The 15674-nt window shown below is 61.1% G+C and carries 16 protein-coding genes; 14 read left to right on the forward strand and 2 right to left on the reverse strand.

Annotated features, from left to right (window positions below; translation table 11 throughout):
* Positions 1-57: 57 nt before the first annotated feature.
* The gene (locus FZF13_RS04475; RefSeq protein ID WP_246192434.1) at positions 58-801 is read right to left on the reverse strand and encodes a MurR/RpiR family transcriptional regulator; all 744 of its coding nucleotides are present in this window, start codon (positions 799-801) and stop codon (positions 58-60) included.
* Between the two features lie 316 nt (positions 802-1117).
* On the opposite strand from FZF13_RS04475, the gene FZF13_RS28785 reads away from it, so the two are divergent.
* The 9 genes from FZF13_RS28785 (at position 1118) to FZF13_RS04515 (ending at position 9099) form a co-directional block, all read left to right on the forward strand.
* Positions 1118-1291: a hypothetical protein gene (locus FZF13_RS28785; RefSeq protein ID WP_167523843.1), complete on the forward strand. Its 174-nt coding sequence runs from the start codon at positions 1118-1120 to the stop codon at positions 1289-1291.
* 119 nt (positions 1292-1410) lie between these two features.
* Positions 1411-2385 carry a SctD/MshK family protein gene (locus tag FZF13_RS04480; RefSeq protein ID WP_065997513.1) on the forward strand — a complete coding sequence of 325 codons (975 nt, stop codon included), beginning with the start codon at positions 1411-1413 and terminating at the stop codon, positions 2383-2385.
* Positions 2382-2807: a hypothetical protein gene (locus FZF13_RS04485; RefSeq protein WP_065997515.1), complete on the forward strand. Its 426-nt coding sequence runs from the start codon at positions 2382-2384 to the stop codon at positions 2805-2807. Before FZF13_RS04480 ends, FZF13_RS04485 begins: the two co-directional genes overlap by 4 nt.
* Before the next feature lie 89 nt (positions 2808-2896).
* Positions 2897-3136, forward strand: coding sequence for a hypothetical protein (locus tag FZF13_RS04490; RefSeq protein WP_245317474.1), 240 nt, complete (start codon positions 2897-2899; stop codon positions 3134-3136).
* Positions 3133-5286, forward strand: a complete 2154-nt coding sequence (sctV, locus tag FZF13_RS04495) for a type III secretion system export apparatus subunit SctV (protein WP_065997521.1) — start codon at positions 3133-3135, stop codon at positions 5284-5286. Before FZF13_RS04490 ends, sctV begins: the two co-directional genes overlap by 4 nt.
* A 212-nt stretch (positions 5287-5498) precedes the next feature.
* Positions 5499-6710 carry a type II and III secretion system protein family protein gene (locus FZF13_RS04500; protein ID WP_245317475.1) on the forward strand — a complete coding sequence of 404 codons (1212 nt, stop codon included), beginning with the start codon at positions 5499-5501 and terminating at the stop codon, positions 6708-6710.
* A 10-nt stretch (positions 6711-6720) separates the two neighbouring features.
* Positions 6721-7155 carry a hypothetical protein gene (locus tag FZF13_RS04505; protein WP_065997525.1) on the forward strand — a complete coding sequence of 145 codons (435 nt, stop codon included), beginning with the start codon at positions 6721-6723 and terminating at the stop codon, positions 7153-7155.
* An 80-nt stretch (positions 7156-7235) separates the two neighbouring features.
* Positions 7236-8033 (forward strand): tetratricopeptide repeat protein, encoded by a 798-nt coding sequence (locus tag FZF13_RS04510; protein ID WP_083237690.1) that lies wholly within the window; start codon positions 7236-7238, stop codon positions 8031-8033.
* A gap of 25 nt (positions 8034-8058) precedes the next feature.
* Complete coding sequence (locus FZF13_RS04515; RefSeq protein ID WP_065997527.1) at positions 8059-9099, forward strand: EscU/YscU/HrcU family type III secretion system export apparatus switch protein; 1041 nt, start codon at positions 8059-8061, stop codon at positions 9097-9099.
* 108 nt (positions 9100-9207) lie between these two features.
* On the opposite strand, the gene FZF13_RS04520 is transcribed toward FZF13_RS04515, so the two are convergent.
* Entirely contained in the window at positions 9208-9909 is a 702-nt protein-coding gene (locus FZF13_RS04520) for a GntR family transcriptional regulator (protein ID WP_065997531.1), read from the reverse strand.
* 270 nt (positions 9910-10179) lie between these two features.
* Between FZF13_RS04520 and FZF13_RS04525 the strand changes: the two genes are divergently transcribed.
* From FZF13_RS04525 to ggt, 5 genes are all read left to right on the forward strand, one after another.
* Positions 10180-11175, forward strand: coding sequence for an ABC transporter substrate-binding protein (locus FZF13_RS04525; RefSeq protein WP_307420634.1), 996 nt, complete (start codon positions 10180-10182; stop codon positions 11173-11175).
* 73 nt (positions 11176-11248) lie between these two features.
* Positions 11249-12331 (forward strand): ABC transporter ATP-binding protein, encoded by a 1083-nt coding sequence (locus FZF13_RS04530; RefSeq protein ID WP_065997735.1) that lies wholly within the window; start codon positions 11249-11251, stop codon positions 12329-12331.
* Positions 12328-13251, forward strand: a complete 924-nt coding sequence (locus tag FZF13_RS04535) for an ABC transporter permease (protein ID WP_065997534.1) — start codon at positions 12328-12330, stop codon at positions 13249-13251. The genes FZF13_RS04530 and FZF13_RS04535 overlap by 4 nt, the downstream gene beginning before the upstream one ends.
* A complete protein-coding gene (locus tag FZF13_RS04540) occupies positions 13248-14048 on the forward strand; it encodes an ABC transporter permease (protein ID WP_065997535.1) in 801 nt (266 codons plus the stop codon). Before FZF13_RS04535 ends, FZF13_RS04540 begins: the two co-directional genes overlap by 4 nt.
* Positions 14049-14067: 19 nt before the next feature.
* Positions 14068-15654, forward strand: a complete 1587-nt coding sequence (gene ggt, locus FZF13_RS04545) for a gamma-glutamyltransferase (protein ID WP_065997539.1) — start codon at positions 14068-14070, stop codon at positions 15652-15654.
* Positions 15655-15674 lie beyond the last annotated feature (20 nt).

The following is a 15674-nucleotide window of genomic DNA, read 5'->3' on the forward strand; positions in this document are numbered from 1 at the left end:
TGCTTCGCCCTTTGGGGGCTGGCCGAAGGTCCGTCCGATAAGCACCCAGGAAGAATGCTAGCGAGCGGCCTTCCAATAGACGCCGAAGGCAGCGAGCTGCTCTTGCGACTGTTTGAATTTCTCGACGGCGTCGACATCGGTCAGCGGGGTGGCCAGAGCGACCAGGATTTCAACCGCGGCGAATGCCGGCACCATGCTTGGGAAAAACGAACTTGAATTCGATGTCACCACGATTGTCTCGCGCGCCATGCGCGCCAGCGGAGAGACGCTGCTGTCGGTAATGGCCAGTACCGCCGCGCCCTGGCTTGCGGACTGACGGGCAAAATCGATGGTAGCGCGTTCGTAGGGCGCGGACCCGACGACGAGCACGACATCGCCAACCTTGGCATCCAGCAGTGCCTCGGCGCCAGCCACGAGCACGGCCTTGCGGTCCTCGCCGAGGAGCGGCGAAATCGTCTGCACGAAATGGCTGGCGACCGAACGCGAGGGTCCGAAGCCCAAACCAAAAATGGTCGTCGACCCGGCAATCAGCTTGGCGGCTGCCAGAAACTGCATGGCACTGCCATATTCGCCGAGACTGGCGATCTGAGCGGCGAGCGTATCCGCCGCGATACCAGCCGCCGGGTAATCCGGATCCTGTTGCGGCAACGGGTTGGCGCGCGCGCCCTCGCCTGCACCGCGCTCACGCAGGGCGCGAGCGTACAGGCTGCGTATATCCTCGTAGCCGTCGAGGCCAAGCCAGCGCGCCAGCCGCATCATGGTGCTGTGCGATACACCCGCCTGACTGGCCTGCTTGCGCATGGACATCAAGGCGACGCCCTGAGGGTCGTCAAGCACAAAACGTGCCGCAACCTGCAGCTGCGGCGGCATCGTTTCGAATCGCTCCACGAGCAGTTCCGACAAAGGACCTTTTTCCATTTCCTAAACCCCAATTTGCCCGGTTCGAATTTTACCTGCAGCCCGCCGACAATGCAACAGTTGGAATTTTCGTGATTTACGCATTCCAAATGGACTTTCTATTTCCGCGGCGCTGCACTAAGTTTGAGCGGCAATCTAAAGAGAGTCCATTACGCCGGGCTGTCACGATTGCGTGGAATGGTTCCTCAAGGAGACAGTCATGACCACTACCCCTCCCGTCAACGGCGGAAGTCCGGAGCAGAACCTGGACAAGATGATCAAGCAGCAGGAGCGGATGTTCGGCCTGGAGATCAACAAAGAGATCGCCAAGTCCCAGCACGACATGTTGATGAGCACCGCCAGGACGCTTGGCCAGTCGGCCGAAAAGGCCTGAGGCGCAAGGTTTATCGCCTATTCCGCGCCGCCGGAGGTTGCCGGCGGCGTGCTGTTTCCCGGCGCGTGACTATCGTGCCGGCCGAAATGTGAAATCGTTTTGGCAGGAGGTTGAAAAGCATGAGCGCTCACTCGACCCGAAAGCTTGAAGGTGGCGCAGGCAAGCTTGCGTTGCGTGCCGTTGCGAGCGGTGCCACAAGCCTGGTCCCTGACAAACCCGCGACGCTGGCCGTCACCCGCGGTTTCCACAATGGGGCCAGCCTGGAATTGACCGAACCATCCTATGTGATCGGCTCGGACGGCGCTTCGGATATCGTCCTCAGGGATCCAGGAATCGCAGCGCTCCACGCCAGGCTTCACCGCAAGGGTAACCTGGTTGAAATCGAAGCCATCGGCGGCGACCTGGAACTTGCCGGCGGCGAAACCATCTGGAAGGGTCAGGGTTGCCGGCGCCGCCTGCCGCTCGGCATTTCGCTGGGCGACGCACAGTTACGCCTCACGGGACCTGCTCCCACAAAGAGCCGATGGTCGCTGCCGCGACGCCCGTTGCTAGCAGGGGGTGTTCTCATCGCCGCGGTTTTTGCGATTTCCATCGCAGCCAATGGCCTGTCCATCGCAAAGACCGATGACAAGCCAGCCAGCCTCGCGCTCGCCGACGGCGAAGTAACGGGCAGCGTTCCCGGAAACGGCGCCGACGCGGAACATCTGGCGGCAGCGCAGGCTGAATTGACAGCGCGCCTCGCACAATCTGGTCTGGAGACCGTTGCCGTCGGACGCTCGTCTGAACGTCTTGTCGTATCGGGCACGATACCCAATGCGCAATCAGGTACCTGGACCGAAGTCCGTTTGTGGTTCGACCAGAAATTCGGTCAAGTGCCGCTTGTTTCGAACATCGCCGTTGGCGATGCCGCGCAACCGCCGCGCCTCACCTTGCAGGCAATCTGGTACGGCGAACGGCCCTATGTAATCGCCGGGGATGGAACACGGTATCACGAAGGCGCTTTCACGAATGACGGCTGGACGATCAAGGAGATCGGCCAGACCGCGCTTGTGCTGACCAAGGGCGGCGCCACGGTCGCGCTGAAATACCAGTGAGCCGCCGCGTTGATGGGCCACGTTTCGACGCAAGACCGGAATCGATCGGCCGGGATGCGGACGCGTCGCCCGCACAACCGATCGAACGCCGGCGTCTGAATGGCATCAACCGGCGCAAGGCGAAGGGCGCAAACTCCACCTCCGGTGCCGAAGGGCTTGAAACAGAGGCTTTCAACGGACCATCGGCAGGTACCGGCGGCAAATCGCTCGATGAAATTCTCGCCGAGTTCGTCATGCCGGAAATCCCCGAGCCGGCGATCCTGCGGCGTTCGGTTCCCATACTGCACCATTTCATCACGGAGATTGTACCCGATCTTGAGGGCGGAGAGCCGCTGAGAGCGCTCGCCAGGACGTTGATGGAAGACGAGATCGAGCGGCATCGGGAACTGCTCGGACGTCTGCAAGGAGGGACTGGAATCTGACCGGGCCGCATGAGGCTGCACATCTGCTGCATGTCCTTGGCCATCTCTACGGATGTCACGGCCAGGCCAGGCGGGGTGCGGTCTATCTGTTGATTGCGGCACAGCTTTCGCCGGAAGACTCCGGCGTACTGAGAACATTGGCACACCTGCTCATATTGGACGGAGAAGCCGACAAGGCGCTCGCCACGATCGCCAGGTTGGAGACATTGGAAGGAATGCAACACCCCACCCTTCACCTCCTAAAGAGCCGCGCTCTGCTTGTGGCCGGGCGCAAGACGGAAGCGCGCGAAGCCTTCCAGCGCTTTCTGGCAAAAAGGCAGGTGCAATGACCTTTTCGCAACGGCTGCTGCAACTGCTCGGCAAAGCCTCCCAACGCGGCGATCTGGTCATTGCCGTGCTGATGCTGGTGGCCGTGGTGATGATGTTGATCCCGCTGCCGACCTTCCTGGTCGACACGCTGATCACCGCCAACATCGCGCTCAGCGTCCTCATCCTGCTGGTCGCCTTTTATGTCTCGCATCCGCTTGAATTTTCGTCGCTGCCTTCCGTCATCCTGATCGCGACGCTGTTTCGCCTGGCAATCACCATCACGACGACCCGCCTGATTCTGCTGCAGGCCGATGCCGGCGAGATCATCTCGGCCTTCGGCAATTTCGTCGTCGGCGGCAGCATCGCGGTGGGGCTGGTGGTTTTCCTCATCATCACCGTGGCGCAGTTCATCGTCATCGCGCGCGGTGCCGAGCGTGTTGCCGAAGTGGCCGCGCGCTTTACGCTCGACGCGTTACCCGGCAAGCAGATGAGCATCGACGCCGAGCTCAGGAACGGCGACATCGACCAGGTCGAAGCCAGACACCTGCGCCGGCAGCTCGAGCGCGAAAGCCAGCTTTTCGGTGCGATGGACGGCGCCATGAAATTCGTCAAGGGCGACGTCATCGCCGGCATCGTCATCATCCTTGTGAACCTCATCGGCGGTTTTACCGTTGGCACGTTGCAGCACGGCATGTCGATCGGCAAGGCGGCGTCGACCTATTCGCTGCTCACGGTCGGCGACGGCCTTGTGGCGCAGATCCCTGCCCTGCTCGTCGCGATCGCGGCCGGCACGATGGTGACGCGTGTCGGCGGCGCCGACGGTACGGAGGATCTCGGCAGGCAGATCAGCTTCCAGTTGCTGCGCGATCCGCGCGCCCTCGGCCTTGCCGCGCTGATCATGATGGGACTGGCGCTGGTGCCGGGTTTTCCCAGCCTTGTCTTCGTCGCGCTCGGCATCGCCTTCGGTGCAGGCGCCTTCATGATCCATCGTAATACACGTCGCGAAGACGAACCGGCGGAAACCCTGCCCGCAACGACACGGCAAGAGCCCGAAAATGCGACCGCGCTCGCGGAGAACGCCAGGCCGCTGCTCGGCTCCAGCCGCATCGTGGTCAGGCTTGGAAAGGCGCTGGCTACCGAAGTGGCAGAGCCGCAATTTCGCCAGCGGACCGAAGCGATGGGTCGAAAGATATTCGAGGATCTCGGTGTCGAGATTCCACCCATCGGGGTTGACGTCAACGAGACGATCGCGCCGCGCAACATCCGCATCGACCTCGAAGGTGTGCCGATCGTGGAAGCCGAGATTCCGGCCGACCAGGTGCTCGTCGAAACCGAGGCAAGCCATCTCGAACTGCTCAGCCTCAGTTATGAGGAAGGTGCTGCGCTCGTCGGCCAGCGCAAATTCTCCTGGGTCGATCGGGACGGCGTTTCCGCGCTCGAAGAGGCACAATTGCCTTATTTGGAACCGCTCGACATCGCTTCCAAATGGACCGCGCATGCGCTCCAGCTCTATTGCGGCCATTTCGTCGGCATCCAGGAAACGCGCAAGCTGCTCTCCGAAATGGAGACGGATTATGCCGACCTGGTGCGGCAGGCCGTCGAGATCGTACCGTTGCAGAAGATCGCCGACGTGCTGAGGCGGCTGGTGGCTGAAAACGTGCCGATCCGCAATCTGCGGCTCGTGCTGGAAGCACTGGTCGAGGCGGGACAGCGCGACCAGGATGTTGTCCAGCTTACCGAGCATGTGCGAACGGCGTTGCGGCGGCAGATCAGTTTCCGCGTTGCCGACCGCAACAACATCATCTCCGCCTATGTGTTGCAACGCTCTGCCGAGGATATCCTGCGCGAAGCGGTACAGACGACATCGACCGGAGCCTTTCTCAACACAGCCGACGCCGCCGTGCAGGCGCTGGCCGCGGAGATCGAGCGTCACCTTTCGCGGGCAGCCGCCAGTGTTTCGCCCGTGATCGTGACGGCGGCCGATATACGCCGCCACTTGCGCGCGCTTCTGGTGCAGAACGGCATCGAACTGCCGGTTCTTTCCTTTCCGGAACTCGCGCCTGAATTCAACGTCCAGCCGCTGGCAACGATCTCGGGAAATTCGGGGCGATCCAGAACCCCATCGCTGCCTTCGGCCGGCGCGTTGGGTGGGCAAAACACCGCCGGATGAACAGGGACGAAAAGCAACGGCATCGGGGACCAACGAATGCCGGCCATGATCGAGAGAGGGACTGCATGCCTAGCCGCCATACCACGAGAGCCGAACGACGATACAGCTGTTCGGCCCTGATGAAAATGTCGCGGCTGGCGCTCGCCCTTACGGTTTTCCTGATGGGTCTTATTTCAACACTGACGAACCTCGGAGCGCAGGAGATTTCGGGTTTGCCAGCGCAGCCGACGGTGGACCTGCCCGTTGGGCAGGGACGTCTGTTGCGCTTCAGCGAACCGGTCGAATCCGTGCTGATCGCCGATACGACGATCGCCGACCTGCAGATCGTCTCACCGGGGCTGGTCTATGTCTTCGGCCTGAAGCCCGGCCTGACCAATCTCATCGCGATTACCGCCGACGAACGCATCAAGGCGACGGCCCAGTTTCGTGTGACCGCCGATATCTCTTCAGCCAATCAGGCCAAAAAGGCGATGCGCCCGAATTCGGCGACCAATCTCGCCATTTTCGGCAACCGCATCGTCACGACCGGGGAAGCCCGTGGCGTCGAGGAGGCGACCGACATGGACAACATTGCCCGCACCTTCTCCCCGCCAGAACAGCCGCCGATCAACAACATGACGGTGGGCGGCTCGCAGCAGGTCAACATCCGGGTGCGTTTCGCCGAGGTTTCGCGCACGGAACTGCAATCCTACGGCGTGGATTGGAACGTCGGCTACAAGAGCGCCGGCTTCGAATTCAACATGTTTCAGAACAATGGCGTACCGAGCGGCAACAATGGAAACTTCGGCCTCAACCTGAGCCAGGACCACGGCATAAACTTCGATATTCTCATCGAGGCGCTCCAGCGCAACGGTATCGTCAAGATCCTGGCTGAGCCGAACCTGACGGCCGTGACCGGCCAGACGGCGAAATTCCTGGCTGGCGGCGAAATCCCTATACCCATTCCTCAAGGCAACAACGTCGTCACGGTGCAATACAAGCAATTCGGCGTGTCGCTGGGGTTTACGCCGACGCTGATCGGTCGCAACCGGATCGCTCTCAACGTGCAGCCGGAGGTCAGCTCATTGTCCGACAGTGGCGCCACCGTTGGTGCCAACGGCTTCCAGTTGCCGAGCTTCGTCGTGCGCCGTGCCGACACCACCGTCGAGGTGGCAAGTGGTCAGACCTTCGCCATCGCTGGCCTGTTCCAGCAACGCACCGCGCGCAATGTCGAGAAATTCCCGGTGCTTGGCGACGTGCCGGTGCTTGGACCACTGTTTCAGTCGCAGCGTTTCCAACGTGAGGAAACCGAACTCGTCATCCTGATCACACCCTATCTGGTCGAGCCGGTGCGCGACGGCCTCGCTACCCCTCAGGACCGTCCGGCGAAACGCGCAAAGCGCAAGGCCAAGGGTGGCTCGTCCGTTGGCCTGATCGTCAAATAGGAGAAGCGCGATGAACGTGTCGAGCACCTTTTATGCTGTCATCCCGGCTATCCTCTTGTGCGGCTGTGTCGGCAACACCAGACCCGAGCAGGACTATTCGCCGGGTTACAGCTACGTGGCGACCGGCACCGGCGGCTCTGACAAGAGCGTGTCCGGCTCGGTTCTGGCGCCTGACGCCTGCCTGAACGAACCGGCCGACGACGACAATCCACCGGCCGCCTCATCGGCCAGCCTGACGCGGGTTTCCGGCGTCGGCTCGCACCTGCCGCCGGGCTGCTCCAATGCCTACAACCTGCAGCGCATGGTCGAGAGTCAACGCGACCTGGTCGAAGGTCGCCGCATGGGGCCCGCCGCAGCAGGTCCGACGGCGCGCGCCGCGCGTCGTTATCTCGACGGCGAGAAGCCGGAGCCGTCTGCCGAGACCCCTAACATGACGACCAATTAGCCAATGGCGCCGTCTCCAGGACGGCGCGGCCGTGATGAGTTCGCAAACCGACGATAGAAGGTGAACGGGGAGAGATGGATATGCGTGTCGTTTTCCTGCCGGCTTTGGCGATCCTGACGCTGGCGGCCTGCCAGACAGGGACCCAAAGCGCCGTCAATCAAAAGAGTGCTGCCCCGGCCTCGCCGTCGGAGCGCCTGATCAAGCTCGCCGACGACATTGCAAAGCGCGGCGACAGCGATACGGCGATCGCACTCTACCAGAAGGCCGCGGCCTTGCCCGATGCGCGTCCAAGCGCTTATGTCAAAACCGGTGACGCCTACATGCGTGCCGGCGAACCGGACCAGGCCGCCAAGGCCTATCAAGCGGCACTGGCCAAGGCGCCGAACAATGGCGAAGCGATGCTTGGCCTCGGTTCAGCGATGATGGATGCCGGCGACTACAATGCGGGTATGCGGGCGCTTGCCCAGGCGGCACCGCTGGTCAACACAAGCAGTTCCTATAACCGGCTCGGCGTGGCGCAGACGCTTTCAGGCCACACGCAGGAAGCACAGGTCACCTTTGGCCAGGCACTCAAGATGGCGCCTGGCGACCTCGATATCGAGACCAACATGGCTCTGGCGGCCGGGCTTGAAGGCAATGCCGGCGTGGCGCTGCCATTGGCGCAAAAGCTCGTCAGCGCCTCCAATGCACAATTGCATCACAAGCGCGACGCCGTCATCGTCTACGGCCTGCTGGGTCAGGGCGATCAGCTTCGCGCCGCCCCGCCGGTCGGCCTGCCAACGCAGGAGATCAACAAGCTGTTGTCTCAGGCGCAGTCCATCCGCGCCAAGGGCAGCACGCAGGCCAGGGCCCAGGCGCTAGGCTCCGTCCTAGGTTAGCAACAGGACCCGGCAGGCTGGCGACATGGCCGAAGAAGCTGAGGAAAAAAGACTACCGGCATCCGACAAGAAGCTGCGCGATGCCAAACGCAAGGGCCAGGCCTCGCAAAGCCGCGACTTTGTTTCAGGCTTCGGCCTGTGCGCTGCCCTTGCCTATATCTATCTCGTCTGGCCGAGCGCCTTGGCGCATTTTTCCGAACTGGTCGACACGATAACCGACTACAACGTCCCGTTCGGCGAAATTTTGCTACGCAGCGGCCGTCACGCCTTTTTCCTGCTTATGTTCGTCACCGTCCCGTTGGCTGGGATCGTGGTCGTGACCACGATCGTCTTCGGCATGCTGGCGACGTTCGGCCCGGTCTTTTCCTTCGAAACCGTCAAACCGCAATTCGACCACATCAATCCGGCGAAGGGCCTGCAGAAGATCATGTCTGTGCGCAATGTCGTCGAGTTCGCGAAGGGCTTGGCCAAGCTGACATTCCTGTCCGCCCTGTTCGTCGTGATCCTGGTGCAGTGGCTGCAACCGCTTTTCGACGCGCCGGGATGCGGCATGTCCTGCATGACGCCAATGCTGTGGGGCGTGATGGTTCCAGTCGGCGTTTCGGCAGCCCTTGCCTTCCTCGCCATCGGCATTCTCGACGTGCCGCTGCAGCGTTGGCTGTTCCTGCGCGACATGCGCATGACCACGACCGAGTACAAGCGCGAACAGAAGGACATGGAAGGCGATCCGCTCATACGCCAGGAACAGCGACGCCAGCGGCGGGAAGCCGTGCAGCGGCCGGCACGACTGGGTGTCCAGAACGCCGTCATCGTGTTCGCCGGAGACGAACTGGCGGTGGGGTTGCGCTACATCAAAGGCGAAACGCCGGTTCCGACAATCGTGGCCAAGGGACAGGGCCGCGCGGCGCTTGATATGATTTCCCAGTCTCGGGCAGCCGGCATCCCCGTCGTGCAAGACGCCGCCCTAGCCCAGGATCTTTTTGAAAAGACCAATATCGGGAATTACGTCGGCCAGGCCATGTTCTCGCCGATCGTGCGTCATCTCGTCCGTCACAGGCTAACCTGATCCTCGCCACAACAGGGCGAATTATTGGGCACGCCACTTGCATATCAAGCAGTTCCATTATCATTGGCCATTAGACGATCGCGATCACAATCCCCCGACATCCCTCTTTCAAGACGCCTTGATCCGAAAATTCTGGTAGTCGGATTTCGCTTGCAATAACCGCAGAATACTCTCACGCGAACCGCGGACATGGGCGCGTGCCAAAGCACCGGCCCGCTCAGAATTGCCGGCGCAAATCGCTTCGACAATCTCAGCATGTTCATCGCGAGCGATCTTCCATTCATCCAACCACAGCAGTTCGGTCCAGATATAGTGCTGGCATTTGTCCAGAATACCGCACAGCATCTCATGCAGCATGACATTGCCGCTGATCTCGGCGATGACACGATGGAGGTCTATACCAACCTCGAGTTCCTGGAATTTTTCCTGTGTGGTGCGATCGGGAATGGCTGCCAGTTGCTCGGCTTCCGCAAGCATGGCGCGCAGCCGGGCTTTGTCCTGAACAGTCGCGGCAACGGCAGCCAGTTCGGTCGCGTGGCCGTCGAGCAATTCGCGGATGTCAAACGCTTCGCGAAACATGTTGATGTCGAATTCGGTGACGGCGTAGCCCTGGCGCGGCCGACCGGTGACCAAGCCGTCGCGCTCCAGGCGATTGAACGCTTCACGCACCGGCGTGCGGCTGACTTTGAGTTTCGCTGCGATGTCACTCTCGGTGACGCGCGATCCGGGTGGAACCTGACCGGTTACAATCATTGCTTTGAGGGCGGAGTAGACGGAATCGCGTAAGGTATTTTTGGTTTTTTTGGCCAAGGCTGGTTCCAGTTCTCCGGCCGTTTCGCCGGCGGTCTTAACGCTTCTCGCATAGCTGTATGCAAATTCGGCCCTGTTTGTCACGACCGATACGCCGTGGTGCGGCTCTGGAATTGGGCTAGTCCTCAGCCGCTGTTGACATTGCAAACCCTCCAGGTACATTTAATTGTATACAAAATCGCATGCGAATGCAAAGCGATGGGAACACTGGCTGGAGCGTTGAAAATGAACAGAACCAAAGGCGTTACGGTTTTTGCAGCGGCAGGCTTGATGGCGGCGGTCGCGGCGCCAGCCGTGGCGGGCGATACTATCACCGTCGCCTCCTGGGGCGGCACGTATCAAGAGGCGCAGACAAAGGCCTTCTTCAGGCCGACGGCTGAAGCGCTAGGCATCACAATCAAGGAAGACACCACCAACGGCCTGGATGATGTGCGCCTTCAGGTCACCGGCAACGCGGTCAAATGGGACATTACAGAGTTGGGCGCAGATGAATGCGCGCGGGGATCCAAGGAGGGCCTGTTCGAGAAGCTCGACTACGATGTCATCGACAAGAGCGGCATCAATCCAAAGCTCGTCCATGACGACTGGATCGGCATTTCCTACACCTCGGTCGTGCTGATCTACCGAACGGATGTTTTTGGCGACAAGGGACCGAAGACCTGGGCGGATTTCTGGGATGTCAAGAAATTCCCAGGCCGCCGTGCGCTTTCGGGCAGCCAGCAGACTGAAACGCTGAGTGTCGCGGCACTGGCCAAGGGCATTCCAATCGACAAGGTCTATCCGGTCGATATCGACGGCGCGCTGCAGTCTGTAGACAAGATCCGCAACCATGTCGACGCATGGTGGACCTCCGGCGCGCAGGCCATGCAACTGGTCAAGGACGGCGAAGTTGACATGGCCAGCATCTGGAATGGCCGCGCAGGCACCTTGAGGAAAGAGGGTGCGCCCGTCAGCTTCTCCTTCGACCAGGGGGTGCTTACTGCCGATTGCATGGTCATCCCGAAGGGATCAAAGAACAAGGACCTCGCCATGAAGGCGCTGGCCAAGTTCGTCAGCCCCGACCTCCAGGCCAACCTGCCGCTCTATGTCGACAATGGACCAGCAAACGAAAAGGCCTTCGAGACCGGCAAGATACCGCCGGAGCGCATCAAGGATATCAACTCCGCGCCCGAGAACGTCAAGAAGCAGGTCCTGCAGGATCCGCAGTTCTGGCGCGACAATCTGGTCGAAGCGACCGAGAAATTCAACAACCTGATCCAGCAATAGCTGCTGTCGGAGTGGCGCACGGCCACTCCGTTCCGCTTCGCCGACAAAAGACCCGGAGTTGAAGGAGATGCTCTTGTCCCTCGCGCCGTCCGCGCTCCCCATCGGCATACATCATATCGAGAAGCGCTTTGGTGCTTTGTCCATTCTCAGCGATCTCAGCCTTGATGTCGCGGCGGGCGAATTCCTCACGCTGCTTGGTCCGTCCGGCTCAGGCAAGACGACGCTGCTGATGATCCTGGCTGGCTTCGTGCGAGCCAATGCCGGCAGCATCAAGGTGGGCAATGAAGAGATCATCACCATGGCGCCCCACAAGCGCGACATCGGCATGGTGTTCCAGAACTACGCGCTGTTTCCGCACATGAACGTGTTCCACAACGTCGCCTTCCCGTTGAAACAGCGGCGCGTCTCGGCGGCCGACACCAAGCAACGCGTGGATCGCGCGCTCGAACTCGTGCGCTTGCAGGGGCTGGGCGAGCGACGCGTCGACCAGCTCTCCGGGGGGCAGCGCCAGCGCGTCGCCCTCGCCCGCGCCATCGTCTTCGAGCCTCGCATTGTTTTGATGGATGAGCCGCTGTCGGCGCTCGACAAGGGACTGCGCGAGCACATGCAGATTGAATTGCGGAACCTTCACCGCAGGCTTGGCATGACGACCGTCTACGTTACTCATGATCAGCGCGAGGCAATCACCATGTCGGACCGCATTGCGGTCATGAATGCCGGGCGGATCGAGCAGATCGACCAACCCGAGACCATCTACGCCAGGCCGAAGACGAAGTTCGTTGCCGAGTTCATTGGCGAATCCAACTTCATTCCGGTGGAAAGCCGCAATGGCAGTATCTGGTACGAAGACAGAAGGCTGCGCCTCGACGGTCCTGCACCATCGGCAGGTCGGCATCTGATGGTGGTACGCCCGGAAAAGCTGCGGCTTCTGATCAGCACGGAAAAGGCAGAAGACCTCAACGTGCTGACAGCCACCGTAGGCGACGTTATCTATCAGGGCGACAGTTTCAGCTGCTACGCAACGCTGAAGGATGGTCGCCAGGTCACGTTGCGCGAGTTTTGCCGTTCCGACGTGTTGGCGAGATTGCCAGCGCCTGGCGAGCCCATCGCGCTCGGCATCGATGCGTCGGACATCGTACTCGTGGCAGATCAATGAGCGCCGTATCCGCAAGTCATGAGCACGCGGCACGGCCAGACGACGCGTTGAACGTTGCGGCGCTGCGCGCCGACACGCGGCGCCAGGCGCTGGGTTTTCTGGCGTTGCTGTCGCCGGGTCTGTTCCTGGTCTTCGCTGTCATCATCGTGCCAGTTGGCTGGTTGTTCTGGCTTTCGCTCTTCGATGAGACCGGTGCGCCAAGCGTTGCCAATTATGCACGCTTCTTCGAACAGGCATCCTATATCAGAACTTTCACGACCACTTTCAAAGTCGCCTTTGCGGTCACCGGGGCCTGTGTGCTGCTCGGCTATCCGCTTGCCTACCTGTTGTCGCAATTGCCGCGCCGCGCAGCCTCGATCTGCCTCGTATTCGTCATCTTGCCGTTCTGGACTTCGGTCCTGGTTCGCACCTACGCGTGGCTGGTGATCCTTCAGCGCAAGGGTCTGGTCAACAGTTGGCTGATCGACCACGGCTTGATCAGCCAACCCCTGCAACTGGCCAACAACTTCACCGGTGTCGTCATCGGCATGATCCACATCATGCTGCCATTCCTGGTTCTGCCGCTCTATGCCTCGATGAAATCCATCGATATCGACTGTCTGCGCGCGGGCATGAATCTCGGAGCCAGCCCGGCTGCCACTTTCCGGCAGATCTTCTTGCCGCTTTCGCTGCCGGGCCTCGCTTCCGGTGTTGTCATCGTCTTTGTGCTGTGCCTCGGCTTCTTCGTCACCCCAGCCCTGATGGGCGGCGGCAAGGTCATCATGTGGGCAATGCGCATGGAGCAGGCCGCCAGCCTCTATTCCAACTGGGGCGCCGGCGCGGCACTTGGTGTCGTATTGCTTGCCGTCACCTTAGCGCTGCTCGGTCTCTTCCGCTGGTTGCTCGGCGCGCGCGCGACGGGCGCCTGGAGTGCGCGATGAACGCGGAAAGCAACCTTCCAATCTCGCACTGGCAACGCCTTTGGCTCTACCTGCTCGGCGGACTTGTCATGCTGTTCCTGATCGCCCCGTCGGTGATCATCGTCATCATGTCGTTCTCCGGTTCGACGCTGCTTGAGTTTCCACCTCAGCAATGGTCGCTGCGCTGGTATCAAAGCTATTTCGGATCGGTGGAATGGCGCGATGCCACCATCGTCTCGGTCAAGGTTGCGATAATGACGGCGATCGTGGCAACGCCGCTTGGCACGGCCGCCGCCTACGCCGTCAACGCGGGTACGCTGAGACTGACAGGCACAATCAATGCGGTGCTCACGGCATCGCTGATCATTCCGGTCATCCTGATCGGCATCGGCACCTTCTTCCTCTATGCCCGCATCGGCCTCAACAACACATTGACCGGCCTCGTCATCGCTCACACCGTGCAGGCTCTGCCGCTGGTCGTGTTGACCGTGCTTTCCGGCCTGAGATCCTATGACATGAACCAGGAGATGGTGGCGCGCAGCCTCGGAGCTGGGCGTTTCGCGGCCTTCTTCCAGGTGACCATGCCACAACTGCGCTTCTCGATCGTGTCGGGTGCGCTGTTTGCCTTCATCACCTCCTTCGACGAGGTGGTCGTCTCGCTCTTCATCTCGGGCGGCGAGACGACGACGCTGACGCGGCGCATGTTCAATGCGCTGCGCGACCAGATCGACCCAACGATTGCCGCCATTTCGACATGCCTGATCGTGCTGTCGATCATCTTGTTGTCCGCTGCCCAGCTCCTTGGCCGCGGGCGCTGAATGCAGGGACCAGAACAACATGCGTGATTTCCAGCTTCCGGGCCGCTCCCCTGCCCGCGCCACCGAAGCGATGGCCGCGACGTCGCATCCGTTTTCGACACTGGCCGCGCTCGACATGTTGCGTTCCGGCGGCAACGCCATGGATGCGGCCGTTTGCGCAGCGGCCGTGCAAGCGGTGGTAGAACCGCAATCCACTGGTATCGGTGGCGATTGCTTTGTTCTCTATTGCCCCAAAGGCGAAGGCAACGTGCTCGCTTTCAACGGTTCTGGCCGCGCACCCCAGGCAGCGACAGTCGACTGGTACCTCGACCGCGGGTTTAGCGAATTGCCCATAGAAGGCGCACACGCCGTCACCGTACCTGGTGCAATCGATGCCTGGTGTCGGCTTCTGGACGACCATGGTCGCAAGGGCATCGCCGACGCACTCGCACCAGCCATCCACTACGCGGAAAACGGCTACGTCGTGCATGATCGCGTTGCCTTCGACTGGAAGGATCCAGAAATCGATCTTTCGGCCGATGAGGTTGCAGCCCGCTTGTTCCTGCCCGGCGGCAAGCCACCCAGAGCTGGAGACGTGCATTTTCAGCCAGAGCTGGCTCAGGCGTTGCGCCTCATCGCAAAACATGGCCGCTCCGGCTTCTACGAGGGATACGTCGCGGAGGACTTGGTCGGGCGGCTTCGCCACCTCGGCGGCCTCCATACGCTCGACGATTTCGCTGCAACGAGGGGCGACTACGAGTCAGCGGTCTCCACGTCTTACAAAGGCTATGACGTTCACCAGATGCCGCCCAACAATCAGGGTCTGACCGCACTCTTGATGCTGAACGTGCTCTCTGGCTTCGATCTGAGCGCTCTCGACCCCAACGGCGCCGCGCGATTGCATCTGGAGATCGAAGCCGGGCGGCTGGCCTACCGCGATCGCGACAACCTGTTTGCCGACCCGGACCATGTCGCGGTTCCTGTGAAGGAGTTGCTTTCAACTTCCCATGCCGACCGGTTGCGTGCCGCGATCGATCGCGAACATGCCATGACCGATCTGCCGCGCATCGATCTGCCAGGGAGCGATACGGTCTATATTTCCGTGGTCGACCGCGATCGCAATGCCGTCAGTTTCATCAACTCGACCTACTACTCTTTCGGCAGCGGTGTCGTTGGTGCGAAAACGGGCATCGTGCTGCAAAATCGCGGCACCAGCTTCCGCCTTGACCCCAATCATCCCAATTGTATCGCGCCCCGCAAACGACCGATGCACACGATCATGCCGGGCATGATGACGAGGGATGGCCGCGCGGTGATGCCATTTGGTGTGATGGGTGGCGGCTACCAGCCCTTCGGCCATGTCCATCTGCTGACCAACATGATCGATTTCGACATGGACCCACAGGAAGCGCTCGACGCCGCCCGTGTATTTTACAACCACGATGTCGTCGAAGCCGAGCGAGGCGTTCAGCCCCAAGCAATCCAAGGCCTGCGTCGGCGCGGACACAGGGTGGCGGAGGCCGATCATCCGCTCGGTGGTGGACAAGCCGTGCTGATCGATTGGAGGAAAGGCACGCTGACGGGGGCGTCCGACCCGCGCAAGGACGGGCTGGCGCTTGGGTATTGATCTCCTGTTGACCTTTAACG

The organism is Mesorhizobium terrae, assembly GCF_008727715.1.
Taxonomy (GTDB): Bacteria; Pseudomonadota; Alphaproteobacteria; order Rhizobiales; family Rhizobiaceae; genus Mesorhizobium; species Mesorhizobium terrae.